The following is an 18,435-nucleotide window of genomic DNA, read 5'->3' as shown; positions in this document are numbered from 1 at the left end:
ACATCAGGCGCGCCGGCGCTTGAGCACTTCGTCCAGGTTCAGCGAATCCTCCCGCACGGTCGTCTCCTCGACCGGCGCGGGGGCTTCGACGAATCGTTGCTGGGTGAGCTTGACCTCGCTCTTGGGCGTGGGGATCTGCACCTCCAGCGGGGCTGGCTCCAGACGCTGGGCCTTGTCCAGGTCGAGATACTTGGGACGGGGCACCGCACGCGGCTGCCAGGGCCCGACAGGTTCCGCCGCGGCGCCCAGCACGGGCTCGGACTCGGCGTGCTCGCCGCTGAACGTGCGTTCGAGGCTGACGGGCAGTCCATCCTCATCGATCTGCTGCAGCGAGTCGGGCCCTCCGGCGCCGCGAGCATCCGAGCTCAGCGCGTCGAAGAGTCCGCGGTTGGCCTGGACTTCCCACGCCTGGGCCTGAGGCGGATTCATGGCTTCTTCGATGGCAGACTGCACGCGCTGCCGCCGGGCGCTGCGCCGACGCACCACAGCCATGCCGCGCAGGGTGAGCAGACACAGCAGGAAGACCCCGCCGGCGGCCAGGGGGATCGCGACCGGCAGCGCCGTCAACGGCGCGAGCACCCCGGTGGCGACGGCGGCCAGCAGGGCCAGCACGCCGAGGAGCGCCACCGCAGTGCGACCCCAGTGCATATGGAACCCCTGGGTCGGTCGGACTGCGGGGCCAGCGTCGGCGGTCGGTTCAGCACCCGTGGTCGATTCCGTGCCGGAGACCGGTGCAGGGGCCGAGATCGGTTCGACGCCGGACTGCGGCGCCGGCACGGCAGCGGGACCGGAAGACTCAGGGCTGCCGGAAGATTCAGCGCGGCCGGAAGACTCTGGGCTGCGGGATGATTCGGTGTTCGCGGACATGAAGGCCCCTTGGTGTGTGTGGGAGCCGGCGGCGGTGCTCGTGGCGGTCTCGGCGGAGACCGGTGCCGGGGCGGCGTAGCTGCTGGCCTGGCGCTGTCCGCGCAGGATCAGGGTGCCCAGAAAGAGCGCCGCGATCAGCGCGATCAGCGCGGAGGAGGGGATGGGCAGACCTTCCACTGCGGAGAGGAACGCGCTCTCGGTGTGTTCCATGCCCAGCATCTCCAGCCCCCTGCCCTGTATGAAGTACAGGCTGAGCCTATCCGACGCCGGATTGTGATCCGCGGCAACGCGCCACGAGTCCTTCACCTATCTCTTCCTCGGTCAGCGCGAAGCTGCGATGGTCGCGCCAGTCGCCGTCGATGTGCAGGTAGCGCAGACGCAGGCCTTCTTCGCGGAAGCCGAGCTTCTCCACCACGCGCAGGCTTGCGGTGTTCTCCGGCCGGATCGTGATCTCCACCCGGTGCAGTCCGCGTCTGAAGAAGAGGTGATCCACGGCCAGCGCCACCGCCAGGGTCATGATGCCGCGTCCGGCGTGGTGCTCGTCCAGCCAGTAGCCCAGCGAGGTGCTCCGCGCCGACCCACCGATGATGGGTCCCACGGTGAGCTGTCCGACCAGTCGGGGCTGTTCACCCTGAGCGGTGAACCAGATGAGCCAGGGAAGATGCGTGCCTGCCTGGGCGCCCCGGGAGAGGGTCCGCGTCATCTCCTTGAACCCGGCGGACGAATTCCGCGGGGCCGGGTCCTCCGGGGTGGTCGCATCCCAGGGAGCGAGCCATTCGGTGTTGATGACCCGCAGCGCCATGAAGCGGTGCTCGTCTGCCATGCGCAGCGGGCGCAGCTCGACGAGGTCTCCGTCCAGCTCCGCGGCGGGACGTGCGGAGAAGTCCTGGCCTCGGCCGGTGACCAGTCTCATCGCTGCATCGCAAATCGCAGTGTGTCCAAACCGATCATTCCCAGCTCCAATATTTCTGTGTGAAAGGCACGCAGATCGAACTGCTCCCCTGCGGCCTGCGCCGCCTGTTCATGCTCGGCCCGGATCTGCGCGAACACACGCTGACCGACTTTATACGACGGCGCCTGGCCCGGCCAGCCGAGATAGCGGGTGAACTCGAAGTCAAGCTGCGCCGCGGAGATGGGCAGATGAGCTCGAAGGAACTCTCTGCCCTGCTCAGGGGTCCACACCTGAGCGCCCCATTCCTCCGGAGCCTGGAACCCGCAGTGGACCCCGATGTCGAAGATCACACGGGCGGCGCGCATCCGCTGCATGTCGTACATGCCCATCAGGTCACCGGGATCCGTGAGGAATCCGAGTTCTGCCATGAGTTCTTCGGCGTAGAGCGCCCAGCCCTCGGCGAAGCCCGAGACAAAGCTGCCGTGGCGTCGCCAGGAGTTCAGCCGGTCCTTCACCAGGGTCGCTGTGGCGATCTGCAGATGATGGCCGGGGACCCCTTCGTGATAGACGGTGGTGGTCTCGGTCCAGGTGGTGAAGCTGTCGTCCTCCGGCGGGACGGACCACCACATTCTGCCCGGCCGGGAGAAGTCGTCGCTGGGTCCGGTGTAGTAGACGCCCCCGTCCTGGGTGGGGGCGATCATGCACTCGAGGGTGTCCATCGGGGCCGGGATGTCGAAATGGACGTCCTTGAGCGCGGCGAGCGCCTCGTCGGAGAGACGCTGCATCCACTCCTGCAGCGCCTGTGTCCCGGTCAGCTGACGAGCGGGGTCGGCGTTGAGGATCTGCTTGGCCTCCTCGATCGATGCCCCGGGCCGGATGGCGGCGGCGACGGTCTCCTGCGCGGCGACGATCCGGGCCAGCTCCTGGAGACCCCAGCGGTAGGTCTCCTCGAGGTCGAGTTCGGTGCCGGTGAAGTACCGGCTCGCGAGTCGATAGTGCTCGGCCCCGACGGCGTCCGCTTCGGGCGCCTGCGGCAGCAGCTCGCGCTCGAGGCGCTGGGCAAGCAGCCGGTACGCGTCCTGCGCGGCCGAGGCGCCGGCGGCCACGGCTGCCTGGGTCGCCGCGCTGACCCCTGCGGTCCGGGCGCCGAGCAGGTAGCCGGAGAGCGCGCCGTCGTGCTGGGCGTAGCTTCTGCACTGCTGCGCCACCGCGTTCACCTGGCGGCGGGCGGGCACGTGTCCGCGTCGGGCGGAGTCCTGCAGCGACTCCCAGTAGCCCTGCAGCGCGGCGGGCAGGTTGCTCAGCCGTCCCGCGAGGTGTCCGAAGTCGGTCTCGGTCTCGGCAGGCATGAGCTCCAGCACCATGCGCACGCTCTGCGGAACTGAGGCCAGGTTGTTCAGCTCGGTGCGCCCGGTCTCGTGCAGGGCGATGTCCAGTCCGATGCGTTCGGCCATGGCATGCAGCGTCACCTCGTCCGTGGCGTCCGCCGGCTGGAGCTCTTCGAGCTGCTCCAGGGCGTCGTGCTGCATCCGCGCGAGCGCCTCACGTCCGGCCGGCGAGTAGTCCGCATATTGCGTCTCTGCTCCCGGCCTGCCGAGCACGGTGGCCTCTTCGGGGTCCAGCGCGAGCAGCCGCTCGTGGTAGTCCTCGGCGAAGGCGTCCACTGCGGTCGGGGTGCGAGCTGGGTCAGAGCTCGGGGCTGCGCCGGGGCGCGACGGGCGGGCGGGGCTGCCCCCGCGTGGACTTCTGGGCATGCGCGCTTCAGTCTTCGGAATCGGTGACGTGGAGGTGCAGGCGGCGCGCGGCCTCCGAGATCGACCCGGTCAGGGAGGGATAGACGGTGAAGGTGGTGGCGACGTCATCGACATGCAGCTTGTGCGTGACCGCCAGGGCCAGCGGGAAGATCAGCTCAGAGGCGCGCGGCGCAACCACCACCGCGCCGATCACCGTGCCGGATCCCTTGCGCGAGAAGATCTTCACGAAGCCTTCGCGAATGTTCATCATCTTTGCCCGGGCGTTGGTGGCCAGATCCAGCTTGACCACGTCGGCCTGATACCTGCCCGAGTCCACCTGTTCCTGGGTGACGCCGACGGTGGCGATCTCCGGGGAGGTGAAGACGTTGGAGGCGACCTGGTGCAGCTTCAGCGGCTTCACCGGCTCGCCCTGCATATGGGCGACGGCGACCCGGCCCTGCATCGCGGCCACGGAGGCCAGCGGCATCACCCCGGTGCAGTCACCGGCGGCGTAGACATTGTTGGCTGTGGTCCGGGAGACGGTGTCCACCATGATGTGACCGGATTCGGAGATCTCGACCCCGCACTCTTCGAGTCCGATGCCGGCGGTGTTGGGAATGCCGCCCACTGCCATCAGACAGTGCGATCCCTTCAGGGTCTCGCCGTTGGTCAGCGAGACCTCCACTCCGTCTTCGGTGCGCTGCACCGATTCGGCGCGGGTCAGCGAGGCGACATGGACTCCCACGCGTTCGAAGGAGTTCTCCAGGACCTTGGCGGCGTCGGAGTCCTCACCGGGGAGGACCTGCTCGCGGGAGGAGACCAGCGTGACCTCTGCTCCGAGACGGCGATAGCCGGAGGCGAACTCGGCACCGGTGACGCCCGAGCCGACCACGATCATGTGCTCGGGAACCTCGGTGAGGTTGTAGGCCTGGGTCCAGTTGAAGATGCGTTCGCCGTCGGGCTTGGCGGAGCTGAGCTCGCGGGGATGCGCGCCGGTGGCCACGATGACGGCGTCGGCGGCGATGACCTCGCCCTGTTCTGCGCCGCTGGTGACCTCGATGCTGTGCGGGGGCAGGATCCTGCCACGGCCGATGACCACGCGCACCCCGTAGGACTCCAGGGTGGACTGGATGTCCGCCGACTGGCTGTGCGCCAGCTTGAGCAGACGCTCGTTGACCTTGGAGAAGTCCGCCCAGGCATGGGTCTCATCGCCGTTGCGCTCCCCGAACCGCACTCCGAAGTCGGTGGAGAGGTTGACCCGGCGCATGGCGTCCGCCGTCGCGATCAGGGTCTTCGAGGGAACGACGTCAGTCAGCACGGCCGAGCCGCCCATCCCCTTCTCCTCCACGATGGTGACCTCGGCACCGGCATCTGCGGCGACCATGGCGGCTTCGTATCCGCCGGGCCCGCCTCCCAGGATGGCGATGCGGTCAGGGGCGAAGCGGCTGTGCGCGTTGATGGAAGTCACGCTCCCATTCTGCCCAGATACCCGTCCAATGTCATACGACGCCGGGCCGCATGTCCCCTCGGCAGCTCCCAGCCCCTCTCTGCTGGGGGCACATCTCGCCAGCTCACCCCACCCGGATGTCGGCCTCAGACGGTAGATTGACCCCGTGAGCGATGACATATCCCAGACCCAGCCCGCTGCCCAACCAGGTGTCGACTCCGGTGACCGGCCCACCGGACAAACCAGCGTCCAGTCCACAGCCCGGACCCCAGGACAGACCGGTGAGCATCTGGTCGCGCACCCTGAGCTGACACCCACGAATGATCCGACGGCCCCGGGCAGTCTCCTCGCCGAGGAGGCCGCACGAGCACTGTTGGAGCAGGCCGGAGTGGACTCCATCGATCTCGCCTGCACGCTGGGCTCCGGATGGGGTGACGCGGCGGCGCAGCTCGGCGAACCGGTGGCCGAGGTGAACGCCGAGGACATCCCAGGCTTCCACCCCTCGGGGGTCTCCGGTCACAGCGGGACCCTCACGGTGATCCGCACCTCCGCAGGCGCGCATGTGCTGGTCATCGGTGCCCGCACCCACTACTACGAGGGCCGCGGCGTCGACGCCGTCGCCCACGGGGTGCGGACCGCGGCGGCAGCCGGAGCGAGGACCATGGTGCTGACCAACGGCTGCGGCGGACTGAACCCACAGTGGGCTCCCGGGACTCCGGTGCTGATCTCCGACCACCTGAACCTGACCGGCACCTCCTCACTGCGCGGCGCCCACTTCGTGGACATGACCGATCTCTACTCCTCACGGCTGCGCGCGCTCGCCCGGGAGATCGACCCCGGGCTGGGCGAGGGCGTCTACGCACAGTTCCCCGGCCCGCACTACGAGACCCCTGCGGAGGTGGCGATGGCTGGAACCCTCGGCGCCGATCTGGTCGGCATGTCCACCGCGCTGGAGGCCATCGCGGCCCGCGCGGCAGGCATGGAGGTCTTCGGGATCTCTCTGGTGACGAACCAGGCCGCCGGGATCTCCCCCGAGCCGCTGAGCCACCAGGAGGTGCTCCAGGCCGGTCGCGAGGCGGGCCCGCGGATCTCCGCGCTGCTGGCCAAAGTCATCTCACGGATCCTCAGCCCGTGAGCTCCGTGGGCGCGCCGCGTCCCTGAGTTCGGGCACCCCTGCGAATCACTGCGGATCACCCGCGAATCACTGAGTCAACCTCTTCAGATGGAGCAGAACATCATGACCGAGAAGCTGATCGCCGACGTCCGCCGCTGGATCAACGATGACCCCGATGCTGCGACGCGCACCGCGGTGGAGCAGCTGCTCCAGCGCGCCGAGGACTCCGACGCCGCCGCCCAGGATGAGCTGCAGCGGCTGTTCTCCGGACGGCTCGCCTTCGGCACCGCCGGACTGCGCGCCGAGCTCGGCCCCGGTCCGCTGCGGATGAATCGGCTCGTGGTCCGTCAGACCGCGGCCGGAATGCTCAGCTACGCGGAGGAGAAGCTCACGCAGGCCAGAGGCCAGGCGGACAACCCACAGGACGCGCTCCAGGGCCCTCGCAGGATCGTGATCGGCTTCGACGCCCGCCACCAGTCCGATGAGTTCGCCGCCGACACCGCTGAGATCTTCTCGGCCGCCGGCTGGGAGGTCCATCTCTTCGACCGCCCGGGACCCACTCCCCTGCTGGCCCGCCAGGTGCTGGTGCTCGACGCCGAGATCGGCGTGATGGTCACGGCCAGCCACAACCCGCCCCAGGACAACGGCTATAAGGTCTACCTCGGCGGAGAGCTCTCCCGGTTCCTCGAACCCGATGGTCTCGGCGTGGGTGCGCAGATCGTGCCCCCGGTGGATCGCGAGATCGCCGCCCGCATCGCTGAGCTGGTGGAGTCCGCAGACGCCCGCCAGGCCGCGCAGGACACCTCCGGGGTGCACCGGATCACCGATGAGGCTCGCCGCAGCTACGAGGCCGAGGCCCTGGAGCTGCTGGACACCGAGACCTACCCGCAGCGCGATCTGCACGTGGTCTACACCGCGATGCACGGGGTCGGCGGAGAGATGGTTGCCTCGCTGCTGCGCGCCGCCGGATTCACCGTGACGCCGGTGGCCGAGCAGCACAAGCCGGACCCCGACTTCCCCACGGCGGCCTTCCCCAACCCGGAGGAGCCCGGGGCGCTGGACCTGGCGCTGAAGACCGCCGAGGCCGAGGATGCGGATCTGGTGCTGGCCAATGACCCGGATGCTGATCGCCTCTCCGCGGCGGTCTATGACGAGCGCACCGAGGCCTGGCGTCAGCTCTCCGGCGATGAGATCGGCGCCCTGCTGGGACGCCATCTGCTCGAACGCGGTCCGCTGCGCCCGCAGGTGCTGAACTCCCCCACGCCCACTCGCACCGAGGCGCCCGACGCCGCGCCCGTGCTCGCGAACTCCATCGTCTCCTCCCGGCTGCTCGAGCGGCTGTGCCAGGTGCGCGGGATCGGCCATGCCGCCACCCTGACCGGATTCAAATGGCTGGCCCGCGTGCAGAACATGAGCTTCGGCTACGAAGAGGCCATCGGCTTCAACGTGGACCCCGCACACGTCAAGGACAAGGACGGCGTCTCCGCGGCGCTGATCTTCGCCGAGATGACCGCATCGCTGAAGGCACGGGGCGTCAGCCTGATCGCCGCCCTGGACGAGATCGCCGCGGAGGCCGGGGTCTTCGTCACCGGGCAGGTCACCATCCGGGTCAGTGACCTCTCCGAGCTGGGCAAGGTCACCGCGGCCCTGCGCACCGAGCCTCCGCTGGAGATCGCCGGCTCCTCCGTGGTGCAGTCCCTGGATCTGACCCAGGACCCGCTGCCCGGGTCCGAGCTGAGCGAGGCCACCAAGACCGACGCGCTGATCTACCTGACCGAGGCGGGCGACCGCGTGATCGTGCGACCCTCCGGCACCGAGCCCAAGGTCAAGTGCTACCTCGAAGCGGTGGCCGACACCCCCGGCCTCGACGCCTCCACGGAAGTCATCACCGAGGCACGCGCCAAGGCCTCGCACCGCCTCGATGAGCTGCGCAAATCCATGGAGAGCATCCTGGGCTGAGTGCTCTTCAGCCCGCCGACGAGATCCGACCCCTGACTTTGAGGAACACCGTTATGACCCAGACCCTCTCCCCCTCCGAGATGGCGCCGCTGATCGATCACACGGCATTGAAGCCGGACACCGACGAGGCGACCATCCGGCGTCTCGTCACCGAGGCGAAGGCCCGCTCCTTCGCGGCCGTCTGCATCAACCCGCGCTGGGTGTCCCTGGTCGCCGCCGAGCTCGACGGCAGCACCGTGAAGACCTGCACGGTGGTCGGATTCCCGCTGGGCGCCACCACCACTGCCTCGAAGCTCGCCGAAACGGTGGAGGCGGTGCAGCTCGGTGCCGAGGAGGTGGACATGGTCGTGGACATCGCGGCAGCCAACGCTGGGGACAAGGAGTATGTCGAAGCCCAGATCCGCGCACTGGCCGATGCCGCCCACGCCGGGGGCGCGATCCTCAAGGTCATCCTGGAGACCGTGCTGCTCAGCGAGGATGCCAAGGCGCTTGTCTGCCGCGCCGCCGAGGCCGCCGGAGCAGACTTCGTGAAGACCTCCACCGGTTTCGCCGGCGGTGGTGCCACCGTTGCGGACATCGCGCTGATGCACTCGCTGGTGGGCGGTCGGCTGGGGATCAAGGCCTCCGGCGGAGTGCGCAGCTATGACGACGCCGCGGCCATGGTCGCGGCGGGCGCCACGCGCATCGGGGCGAGCTCGGGTCTTGATATCGTGGGCCATAGAGATTCCAGCACATCCGGTGCCGCCGACAGCTACTGACACAGCCTGCGGCGCAGTCCGCATCGCATCCTAAGGGGAGCACATGATCAGCAACGGCAAGGTCAAGGCCTATTCGGGCCAGGGCAACTTCGTGGGGAACTTCATGGCGTTCCTGCTCGTCTTCCTCATGCTGGTGGGTTCCATCGTCGCGTTGAACTTCTGGGATCTGGACCAGGTCTGGGTTCCCGGACTGACCTTCATCGTGCTCTACTGCGGCGCCTTCCTGGTCTCCAAGGAGATCATCGGTCGCTCGGACTCCCTGGCGCAGCAGGACCTCCACGGCGAGCACGGTGAGCCGCTGGACGCCATGGCCTCCCGCGCCACCTCGTCCCGCGAGTCGGCGGCGGAGCCGCACGTCCGCTGAGGTCCGCCGTCGTTCGGGGACTGACCTGACTCTCATGCCCACTCCGGCCGTCTCTGCCCCCCGCGGCCGGAACCGCGGCATCGATCTGCTGCGCGTGATCTCGGTGGCCGCTGTGGTCATCGGACACGCCTGGCCGGGCATGCCCGGTGAGGCGTACCTGCAGATCTGGCGGATGCCGCTGTTCTTCTTCCTCGCCGGCTTCTTCTTCTCCACCTCGCGCACGTTCACCGGGGAGCTGAAGATCCGCACCCGCAGCCTCGCGCTGCCCTACCTGGTCTGGCTGCTGCTGCTCAGCGCTGCGGTGATCGCGATGGAGCACAGCCGGTGGCCCTTCGAGCCGGGCACCGTCACCGGGGCGGTGATCGGCGGGGCCCGGACAGACATGCCCTTCCTGGCCTTCTGGTTCATCTCCGTGCTGTTCTTCGCGGCGCTGCTGCTGCGTGCGGTGCTCGCCCTCCCCTGGTGGACGGGCGTGCTGGTCAGCCTGGCTGGACTGACGCTGGCTCAGCTGCCGGACTCCGCGATGGCGTACACCCCGCTGGGCATCGGTCTGGCACCTGCCTGCATGGCGTTCATGTTCGCCGGACATTGGTTCGGACGGTTCATGCGCACACCGCGGGGCCATTCGCTGCCGGCGAAGCCGCTGCTCGGGCTTCTCTGCCTGATCCTCGGATTCGGCGGCGTGATCGCCGGGGCGAAGCCGATGAACATCAAGTGGTCAGGCTTCGGGACATACCTGCTCTCCCCCGCGCTGGCGCTGCTGATCAGCATCGGGCTGGTGCTGCTCTTCTCCACGGTGGTCCATGTCCTGCTGGGCGGGGCCCGCCCCGGCCGCTCTGAACAGCCCGGCCGCTCTGAACAGCTCGGGCACCCGGAGCAGCCCGGCCGCCTCGGCGATGTCTCCTTGCCGAGGGAGCCCTCGCGGTGGAGTCGCGGCGTCGGCGTCGTCATCGCGGAACTGGTGCGCACCGCGACCCTGGTCGTGTTCCTGCACCCGATCGTGCTCTACCTGCTGCTGCGCCTCGTCGAGCTGGAGAACCCGCCGCTGCGCACGGCGGTGACCCTGCTGCTCTGCTGGAGCATCGGCGTGCTGGTGAACCGCACGCCGCTGGCGCTGCCGCTGAACGGGATCACCCGGCCGGCGACCCCGCGTCCGGGGACTGACCCGGGGGCGGATCAGAGCGGCGGGAAGATCGCCTCGAAGACCTGATTCAGCCAGCTCAGCAGCTCCCCGTCGGTGAGCTCCACCCCGGTGATCCCGCTGGTCTTGGGCTTGGGGATCAGCACCTGCTTCATCGAGGCCTTGTGCTGGCTTCCTGGATACATCCGCTCCATGCGCATCTGCTTGGACTCGGCCAGCTCCACCACCGGCCCGAACCGGATGAAGGGGCCCTGGGTGCCGACGTCGTGGATGCCGGCTCCGCGGGCACGGTTGCGGAAGCGGGCCACCTCCACGATGTTGGTGACCGGCTCGGGCAGGTCGCCGTAGCGGTCCTGCCACTCGGTGACGACCTCGGCGATCTTCTCCTCGGTGTCAGCCGCGGCCAGCTTGCGGTAGCCCTCCAGACGCAGCCGCTCACCGGGGACGTAGTCGTGGGGCAGGTGGGCGTTGATGGGCAGCTCGATTTTGACCTCGGTGAAGGTCTCCTCCTCGTCTCCGCGGTAGTCGGCCACGGCCTCACCGACCAGGCGCAGGTAGAGGTCGAAGCCGACCCCGGCGATGTGCCCAGACTGCTCCCCGCCGAGCATGTTGCCGGCCCCGCGGATCTCCAGGTCCTTCATGGCCAGCTGCAGACCGGCGCCGAGCTCGTTGTTCGCCGCCACCGCGCGCAGCCGCTCCAGGGCCACCTCGCCCAGCGGCTTCTCCGCCGGGTAGAGGAAATAGGCGTAGGCGCGCTCCCGGGAGCGGCCCACGCGTCCGCGCAGCTGGTGCAGCTGGGAGAGCCCGTAGGTCGAGGCGCGGTCCACGATCAGCGTGTTGGCGTTGGAGATGTCCAGGCCGGTCTCGATGATCGTGGTGGAGACCAGCACGTCGAAGCGCTTCTCCCAGAAGTCCTGGATGATCTGCTCCAGCCGGGACTCGCTCATCTGACCGTGGGCGACCTCCACGCGCGCCTCGGGGACCAGTTCACGGACCCGGGCCGCGGTCGCATCGATGGAGGAGACCCGGTTGTGCACGAAGAACACCTGCCCCTCGCGCATGAGCTCGCGGCGGATCGCGGCGGAGACCTGCTTATCGGTGTAGGGCCCCACGAAGGTCAGCACCGGGTGCCGCTCCTCCGGCGGGGTGGCCAGCGTGGAGGTCTCCCGGATCCCGGCCATGGACATCTCCAGGGTGCGCGGGATGGGCGTGGCCGACATGGCCAGCACATCCACGTTGGTGCGCATCTTCTTGAGCTGCTCCTTGTGCTCCACGCCGAAGCGCTGCTCCTCGTCGATGATCACCAGACCCAGATCGTGGAAGTCGACCTCCTTGGAGAGCAGCCGGTGGGTGCCGATCACGATGTCGACGCTGCCTTCGCGCAGTCCGGCCAGGGTCTCCTTGGACTCCTTGGCGGTCTGGAACCTCGACAGCGGGGCGACCCTGACCGGAAAGCCGGCATAGCGTTCGGTGAACGTCTCGTAGTGCTGGGAGACCAGCAGCGTGGTGGGCACCAGCACGGCGACCTGTTTGCCGTCCTGGACCGCCTTGAAGGCGGCTCGGATCGCGATCTCGGTCTTGCCGTAGCCCACATCGCCGGAGATCAGCCGGTCCATCGGGATCTCGCGCTGCATGTCCGCCTTGACCTCATCGCTGGCGGTCAGCTGATCCGGGGTCTCCGCATAGGGGAAGGCGTCCTCGAGCTCGCCCTGCCAGGGGGTGTCGGGGCCGAAGGCATGCCCGCGTGAGGCCATGCGCGCGGCGTAGAGCCTGATCAGTTCGCCGGCGATCTCCTTGACGGCCTTCTTGGCCTTGCGCTTGGTCTGGGACCAGTCGCTGCCGCCCATCTTGGACAGCGACGGCGCCTCCCCGCCCACGTACTGCGAGACCTGGTCGAGCTGATCCGTGGGCACCATGAGCCGGTCCTTCGCGCCGCCGCGCTTGGAGGCCGCGTATTCCAGGACCAGGTATTCGCGGATGCCGGCGGTGCCGGCCTTGATCGCCTGCGGGGACCCGACCTTGCGCTGGATGAGCTCCACGAACTGGCCGATGCCGTGCTGCTCGTGGACCACGTAGTCCCCGGGATTGAGCGCCAGCGGATCCACCACATGACGACGCCGGCGGGCGGGCACCTTGCGGGCGGAGCCGGCATCCTGGCGGATGGAGCGTCCGAGCATCTCGGATTCGGTCAGCAGCGCCAGCTGCAGCGGATCCACCGCGAAGCCCTCGGAGACGTTCGCCGTGGAGATGGTGATCCGTCCCGGCGCGGGAGCCTCGTCCAGGGTGTCCACCCGGACGCAGGGCACATCGTGCTCGGTGAGCAGCTCGTGGACCCGCTGGGCGGAGCCGGCTGCGGCGGTGGTGACCACCACCGTCCAGTTCGCCTTCGCGCGCTCGGCGAGGAAGGTCATCACATCTTCGACGCTGCCGCGGTAGCCGATCGGCTCGCGGGAGTCGATGGAGACGATGTCGGCGTCCTGTTCGAGCTCCTCGTCCAGGCCCAGCGAGGTCATCGACCACCAGCCGGCGCCGTGGTCCAGGGAGGCTTCGCGGGTCTCGGCCAGACTCGCGAAGGCGCCGGCGGCCAGGCCCTGCTGCTCGCTGCCGATCTGGGCTCCGCTGACATCCAGGGGCGCGGCCGCGCCGTCCGGGGCTGCGGACCATGCGGCGGCGAGGAACTCCTCATTGGTGGCGGAGAGATCATGGGCACGGCCGCGGGTCTTCTCGGGCTCGATGACCACGGTCAGCGATCCCGCGGGCAGCTGGGAGACGAAGGGCACCATCTCCGGGACCAGGACCGGCGCGAGGGACTCCATGCCCTCGGCGGCGATGCCCTCGGCGAGCTTGGTGAGCAGGTCCGCGGCGTGCGGCATCTGCGCGATGAGCTCCTTGGCGCGGGCCTTCACATCCTCGGTGATGAGCAGCTCGCGACAGGGCGCGGCGTCGAGCACCTCCGGGTGTGCTGTGGACTCGCCGTCCAGGGAACGCTGATCGGCCACGGCGAACCAGCGCATCTGCTCGACCTCGTCGCCGAAGAACTCGATGCGCGCCGGGTGCGGCTCGGTGGGTGGGAACACGTCCAGGATGCCGCCGCGGACGGCGAACTCTCCGCGCCGGGTGACCATGTCCACGCGGGAGTAGGCGGCGTCGGCCAGGTCGGCCACGGTCTGGTCGAAGTCGGCGAACTCCCCGACCTGCAGTCTGACCGGGGTGAGGTCCCCCAGCCCCTTCACCAGTGGCTGCACCACGGCACGGACCGGGGCGACGACGACGTCGAGCGCTCCTCCGGTCTGTTCCGGGTGCGCCAGCCGGCGCAGCACTCCGAGGCGCCTGCCCACAGTGTCCGAGCGCGGAGAGAGCCGCTCGTGCGGCAGGGTCTCCCAGGAGGGGAAGTGGGCCACGGCGGCCTCGGGCGCGTAGGCGGCCAGCGAGGTGGCCAGCTCATCGGCCTCGCGGTCCGTGGCCGTGACGGCCAGCAGCGTCCCGGTCTCGCTGGTGCCGCGCAGCTTGGCGGCGATCTCAGCGATCAGCGCGGGCCGCAGCCCGGTGGTCGAGGAGATCTGCAGCTCCTCGGTGCGCTCCGGGGCCGGGTGCGCGGCGGCCGAGGCCACCCGCTTATAGGAGGGGTTCGCCGTCAGTGCCGTGCGCAGACCAGAAAGAGCCATGGGAGAGTGACGCCTCGTTTCGCATACAGATCGATGCAGGAGCTTCAGTGACGCACGAGATCAGTCGTGCCGGATGATCAGTCGGGCACGAGATCAGTCGTGCTGGAGATCGGGCCTCACACAGGATACTCGCTGTTCCCGACTCAGGGCTCCCCTGCCCGGGCCGCTCGGCGGCTGCGCAGCACACCGACCTCATAGCCCACCAGCGCCGCCAGCCACAGCGCGGTGATCGGGAGCACGAACCACAGCATCGCCGAGCTGAAGGGCTCCAGCGCGGCATGCCCCGAGGCGTAGAGCACCAGGTAGACCACATAGGCGCTGTAGGAGATCACCAGCGCCAGGCCCTCCCAGCGGCCGATCGACGCGGCGGTGAAGGCCAGCGGGAGCAGCACCAGGGCCGCGGCGACCATGACCGGGAGATCGAAGTTCGCCGCGGCGGAGGCCACCTCGATGCCATCGCCGGAGATGATCGCGGTGAGTCCGAGGACGGCGCCGATGTTGAAGATGTTGCTGCCCACCAGATTGCCCACGGCCATGTCCCGCTCCCCGCGGAGCGCGGCGATGACGCTGGTCGCGAGCTCGGGAAGCGAGGTCCCGATGGCCACGATGGTCAGCCCGATGATCAGGTCGCTGACCCCGAGGACCATGGCGATGCTGGTGGACGCACTGACCAGCATCTGTGCCCCGATGACCAGCAGCACCACTCCCCCGACGACCAGGGCAAGGTCGATCAGCGTGGCGCGAACCCGGGAGGTGCGCCGTGCTTTGGTCAGCTGACGCGGGCCGTGCAGGATCGCCGCTTCGACGTCGAGCTCGTGCTTCTCCTCCTGCGCCGCTTCGGCCGCGCGTTCGCCGCGGGTCGCTCGGCGGGCGAGGACGACGGTGACCACCAGGTAGGCGATCAGCAGCCCGACCAGCACGACGCCGTCCACTGTGCTGATGCCGCCGTCGAGCGCCATGATCAGGGCGAGGATCGAGAACCCGATCATGATCGGTATGTCTGCCTTGATCAGCTGCACCTTGACCACCAGCGCGCCGAAGATGGCGGTGAGGCCCATGACGAAGAGGATGTTGGCGATGTTGCTGCCCACGACATTGCCCACCGCCAGGCCCGGGGAGCCGCTCAGCGCAGCTCCCATGCTCACGGCGAGCTCGGGGGCCGAGGTCGCGGAGGAGACGACCGTCAGTCCGATGATCAGCGAGGAGAGCCCCACGGTCTTGCCCAGCGAAGCTGCGCCGCGCACCAGGGCCTCCCCGCCGGCGACGAGCAGGACGAGGCCGCCGAGCAGCAGGAGAACAGTCAGAATGGTCACTGCGGCAACTTTACAATGGGAAGGTTCCGCAAGCGACGTCGGCGCCCATGCGCCGGTGATCCGAGCATGAGATCCCACCACCAGGATCTGGACCTACGAAGGAGACCATCCGTGGCACTTGAAACCGAACTCGTGATCGAGCACAACGTGCAGAGCATCATCGAGGCCTACGCCGACCGAGACTTCAACGAGCACCTGTCCAAGAAGGTCGGCGCGAAGCTGCTGAGCTTCGAGGTCAACGGGCCCCTGGACGGCGCCTTCGAGATCGTGACGGAACAGTCGATGCCCGCGGACAAGCTTCCCGAGATCGCGAAGAAGGTCATCAAGGGGGAGGTCAGCGTGCATGTGACGCACTCCTGGAGCGCCCCGGACGCGAGCGGGTCCCGCCGCGCGGACACGGCGGTGAAGATCGCCTCGGCCCCGGTCTCGGCCGACTCAGCGCAGAACCTGCACGCACGGGGAGATCAGGAGACCCTGTCCACCGTGCGCGGCGAGGTCAACGTCAACATTCCGCTGATCGGCAAGAAGATCAAGGCCGCTGCGGAGCCGTACATGCGCAAGTTCGTGGATCTGCAGGCGCGCGAGGTCAGCGCCTGGATCTCCCGCCGGGCCTGAGCACCTGCCACAGGCGGGGCCCAGCATCGGCTGCGCCCCGCTTGTGCTCAGTGCAGTCTGTCGGCGAGGATCTCCCGGGCCACCAGTTCCGGGACGTTCTCTGGGAGCCAGTGGTCCGCATCCAGTTCCACGAAGCGATACTTCGCCTGCACATACGATTCCGTCAGCTCGGCGGCGCGCCGTCCCAGGGCCTGGTCTCCGTTGCCCCACACGTAGGTGGTCGGCACTGTCACCATCCGACGGCGCGAGCCGCGGTCATCCGGCAGTCCCATCCCGCGGTACCAGTTGAGCGCTCCGGTGAGTCGGCCGTCGATCGCCATGAACTCTCCGTACGCGATCGCTGAGGACTCGTTCAGTCCCATCCTGCGCAGCAGGGTGGTGAGTCGCCGGCGCAGCAGGGCCTCCGGCAGCCACGGCAGCTGGAACACCAGCACGTAGAAGGAACGCAGCAGCTGCGCCGAGGACCAGAGCGAACGCACCAGTGCACTGGGATGTGGCGTCGAGAGCACCGTGAGCCGACTCAGCCGCTCCGGAGCGGCGAGCGCCAGCTGCCAGGCAAGTGCCCCGCCCCAGTCATGGCCGACGAGGTGGACGCGCTCGGTCCCCGCCGCGTCGAGCAGTGCCGAGACATCGCGCTGGTGCTCCACGGCGCGATAGCTCCGCCGGCGCCGCGGACGGGCACCGTCCGAGTACCCGCGCAGGTCCGGTGCCAGGGTGCGCAGCCCGGCAGCGTTGAGGATTCCCGCCACGTCGTCGAATCCATGCCGGTTCGCCGGGAACCCATGCAGCAGCACGACCGTGGGTCCGTCCAATGGACCGCTGTCGGACACGTCGAAGGTGAGTCCGGCCCGGGAGAAGCTGCTGATGCGGTCACGGGTCTGCGGCTGCGTGTATGTCATCACGTGTGATCTCCGGCCGCCGCAGTGCCACGGGTGTCACAGGTGCCGCGGCTGTCGCAGGTGCCGCGGGTGTCGCATACCGCCATGATCTGCCTCCAAGTGGATCGATCTCGACCTGGAACGCCAAGCGTCAGGGACCGGAGCGGCCGAGTCTGGGCTCCGCCCTGACCTTCAGCCTTCTCGCTGCGGCCCCGCGCGTCAACAGCTCGCCGCGGACCTGTGAGGCAGCTCCCTGCGGGGTGCACGCCTGCGGCCGGTGCGTGTCTATGACTGGTGCACGGCGTTCTGCGCCGCCGGCAGTCCTTCGGCGATCAGCAGCTCCACCGCGTCGGCCAGCCTCCCGATGAACAGCGGGAGCTCCTTCTGCTCGGTGGTGCTGAACTTCTGCAGCACGTAGTCAGCACTGTCCATGCGCCCGGGGGGCCGGCCGACTCCGGCGCGCACGCGCAGGTAGTCGCGGTCTCCGCCGAGGTGGGTGGTGATGGACTTCAGTCCGTTGTGCCCGCCTTCGGAGCCGCCGCGCTTGAGCTTGGCCCGGCCGAAGTCCAGGTCGAGCTCGTCGTGGACCACGATCAGGTTCTCGGTGGGCACGGAGAAATAGTCCATGAGACCGCGCACGGGTTTCCCGGAGAGGTTCATGTATCCCTCGGAGATCGCGAAGACGACTTTCGGGCCGCCGGGGCCCAGCCGGGCCGCGACGGCCTTGGCTCCGACCTTGGTGCGTGTGTAGCTCGCGTCCATGCGGTCGAGGAGCTCATCGAGCACCATGTGCCCGATATTGTGCCGGGTATGACGATAGCGGGACCCGGGGTTGCCGAGTCCCGCTATCAACCAAGTCTCTGAAGCCATGCTTCGAGCCTAGTGGAGGTTCAGAGTCGTCCTGCTCAGGACTCGTTGCCCTCGGAGTTCTCCTCGGAATCGGACTCGCCCTCGGCGGTCTCGCCCTCGGCAGCCCCGCCTTCGGTGGTCTCTTCCTCGTCGCCCAGGTCCTGCGCGGTGGGCTCGTGGATGGAGACGATCGGGGACTCCAGGTCAGTCAGAGCCAGGGTGACGCCCTTGGGCAGCTGGATGTGCTCCGGAAGCGCGTTCTCGTCGCGGTCGGTGATGTCCACGGTGACGTGCTCGGGCAGGTGGGTGGCCTCAGCCTCGACCGAGACGGTGGCCTGCTCCAGGATCCACTCGAAGCCGACGGCGGGCTCGCCGGTGACCTCGACGTAGACGTCCACGACGACCTTCTCGCCGCGGCGCACGGTCAGCAGGTCCATGTGATCGATGGTGCGCTTGATGATGTCGCGCTGGATGGCCTTGGGGATCACCAGCTGCTCGGTGCCCTCGATGTCCAGGGTGATCAGTGCGTTGGGGTTGCGCACGGCCAGGTGGGTCTGGTGACCGGGCAGGATCACGTGGATGGGGTCTTCGCCGTGTCCGTAGACCACTGCGGGGATCTTGTCATCGCGACGGGCCTTGCGGGCTGCGCCCTTGCCGAATTCGGTCCGCTTTGTCGCGGGAATGACGATCTTGTCAGCCATGATGTTGTCCTTCGTTGGTTGGATGCGTAATGATCCAGGCCAACGACAAGTGAAATTCAGGCTCTCCGCGCCGTGGCGGATATGAGGTCCTGCAGTTCGCCTCGTCGATCACGGGGCTGACCTCTGCGGAGAAATCCGC

The 18,435-nt window shown here is 68.5% G+C and carries 15 protein-coding genes; 6 read left to right on the top strand and 9 right to left on the bottom strand.

Features of this window, described 5'->3' with window-relative positions; all coding sequences use genetic code 11:
- Window positions 1-3: 3 nt before the first annotated feature.
- From H4W27_RS03185 to H4W27_RS03170, 4 genes are read right to left on the bottom strand one after another with little or no spacing between them, the layout of a single operon-like run.
- A complete protein-coding gene (locus tag H4W27_RS03185) occupies window positions 4-1,077 on the bottom strand; it encodes a hypothetical protein (protein WP_192594650.1) in 1,074 nt (357 codons plus the stop codon).
- A 46-nt stretch (window positions 1,078-1,123) separates the two neighbouring features.
- Window positions 1,124-1,780, bottom strand: coding sequence for a GNAT family N-acetyltransferase (locus tag H4W27_RS03180; protein ID WP_192594649.1), 657 nt, complete (start codon window positions 1,778-1,780; stop codon window positions 1,124-1,126).
- Window positions 1,777-3,513, bottom strand: coding sequence for a DUF885 domain-containing protein (locus H4W27_RS03175; RefSeq protein WP_192594648.1), 1,737 nt, complete (start codon window positions 3,511-3,513; stop codon window positions 1,777-1,779). Before H4W27_RS03175 ends, H4W27_RS03180 begins: the two co-directional genes overlap by 4 nt.
- A 7-nt stretch (window positions 3,514-3,520) precedes the next feature.
- On the bottom strand, window positions 3,521-4,951 hold the full coding sequence (locus H4W27_RS03170) for an NAD(P)H-quinone dehydrogenase (protein ID WP_318782379.1): 1,431 nt from the start codon (window positions 4,949-4,951) through the stop codon (window positions 3,521-3,523).
- Window positions 4,952-5,246: 295 nt separating this feature from the next.
- Here H4W27_RS03170 and H4W27_RS03165 point away from each other — a divergent pair, with 295 nt between their 5' ends.
- From H4W27_RS03165 to H4W27_RS03145, 5 genes are all read left to right on the top strand, one after another.
- Window positions 5,247-6,074 carry a purine-nucleoside phosphorylase gene (locus tag H4W27_RS03165; RefSeq protein ID WP_192596393.1) on the top strand — a complete coding sequence of 276 codons (828 nt, stop codon included), beginning with the start codon at window positions 5,247-5,249 and terminating at the stop codon, window positions 6,072-6,074.
- Between the two features lie 87 nt (window positions 6,075-6,161).
- Window positions 6,162-8,012 (top strand): phospho-sugar mutase, encoded by a 1,851-nt coding sequence (locus H4W27_RS03160; protein ID WP_225938982.1) that lies wholly within the window; start codon window positions 6,162-6,164, stop codon window positions 8,010-8,012.
- Between the two features lie 53 nt (window positions 8,013-8,065).
- Window positions 8,066-8,770, top strand: coding sequence for a deoxyribose-phosphate aldolase (deoC, locus tag H4W27_RS03155; RefSeq protein WP_192594646.1), 705 nt, complete (start codon window positions 8,066-8,068; stop codon window positions 8,768-8,770).
- 43 nt (window positions 8,771-8,813) lie between these two features.
- Window positions 8,814-9,134, top strand: a complete 321-nt coding sequence (locus tag H4W27_RS03150; RefSeq protein ID WP_192594645.1) for a hypothetical protein — start codon at window positions 8,814-8,816, stop codon at window positions 9,132-9,134.
- A 34-nt stretch (window positions 9,135-9,168) separates the two neighbouring features.
- The gene (locus tag H4W27_RS03145) at window positions 9,169-10,344 is read left to right on the top strand and encodes an acyltransferase family protein (RefSeq protein WP_192594644.1); all 1,176 of its coding nucleotides are present in this window, start codon (window positions 9,169-9,171) and stop codon (window positions 10,342-10,344) included.
- Here the strand turns inward: H4W27_RS03145 and mfd are convergent.
- Window positions 10,311-13,940: a transcription-repair coupling factor gene (gene mfd, locus H4W27_RS03140; protein ID WP_192594643.1), complete on the bottom strand. Its 3,630-nt coding sequence runs from the start codon at window positions 13,938-13,940 to the stop codon at window positions 10,311-10,313. The two genes, H4W27_RS03145 and mfd, sit on opposite strands and share 34 nt — an antisense overlap.
- A 143-nt stretch (window positions 13,941-14,083) precedes the next feature.
- The gene (locus tag H4W27_RS03135) at window positions 14,084-15,253 is read right to left on the bottom strand and encodes a calcium/sodium antiporter (RefSeq protein ID WP_192594642.1); all 1,170 of its coding nucleotides are present in this window, start codon (window positions 15,251-15,253) and stop codon (window positions 14,084-14,086) included.
- 111 nt (window positions 15,254-15,364) lie between these two features.
- On the opposite strand from H4W27_RS03135, the gene H4W27_RS03130 reads away from it, so the two are divergent.
- The gene (locus tag H4W27_RS03130) at window positions 15,365-15,868 is read left to right on the top strand and encodes a DUF2505 domain-containing protein (protein WP_192594641.1); all 504 of its coding nucleotides are present in this window, start codon (window positions 15,365-15,367) and stop codon (window positions 15,866-15,868) included.
- 47 nt (window positions 15,869-15,915) lie between these two features.
- Here the strand turns inward: H4W27_RS03130 and H4W27_RS03125 are convergent, their stop codons facing one another.
- The 3 genes from H4W27_RS03125 to H4W27_RS03115 all read right to left on the bottom strand — a co-directional run bounded on the left by H4W27_RS03125 (window position 15,916) and on the right by H4W27_RS03115 (window position 18,296).
- Complete coding sequence (locus tag H4W27_RS03125) at window positions 15,916-16,767, bottom strand: alpha/beta fold hydrolase (RefSeq protein ID WP_192594640.1); 852 nt, start codon at window positions 16,765-16,767, stop codon at window positions 15,916-15,918.
- A gap of 264 nt (window positions 16,768-17,031) precedes the next feature.
- A complete protein-coding gene (pth, locus tag H4W27_RS03120; RefSeq protein ID WP_192594639.1) occupies window positions 17,032-17,616 on the bottom strand; it encodes an aminoacyl-tRNA hydrolase in 585 nt (194 codons plus the stop codon).
- A 35-nt stretch (window positions 17,617-17,651) separates the two neighbouring features.
- Window positions 17,652-18,296, bottom strand: a complete 645-nt coding sequence (locus tag H4W27_RS03115) for a 50S ribosomal protein L25/general stress protein Ctc (RefSeq protein WP_192594638.1) — start codon at window positions 18,294-18,296, stop codon at window positions 17,652-17,654.
- Window positions 18,297-18,435: the final 139 nt, after the last annotated feature.

This window comes from Nesterenkonia lutea, assembly GCF_014873955.1.
GTDB classification, from domain to species: domain Bacteria; phylum Actinomycetota; class Actinomycetes; order Actinomycetales; family Micrococcaceae; genus Nesterenkonia; species Nesterenkonia lutea.
This window is presented reverse-complemented; position numbering and strand designations above follow the sequence as displayed.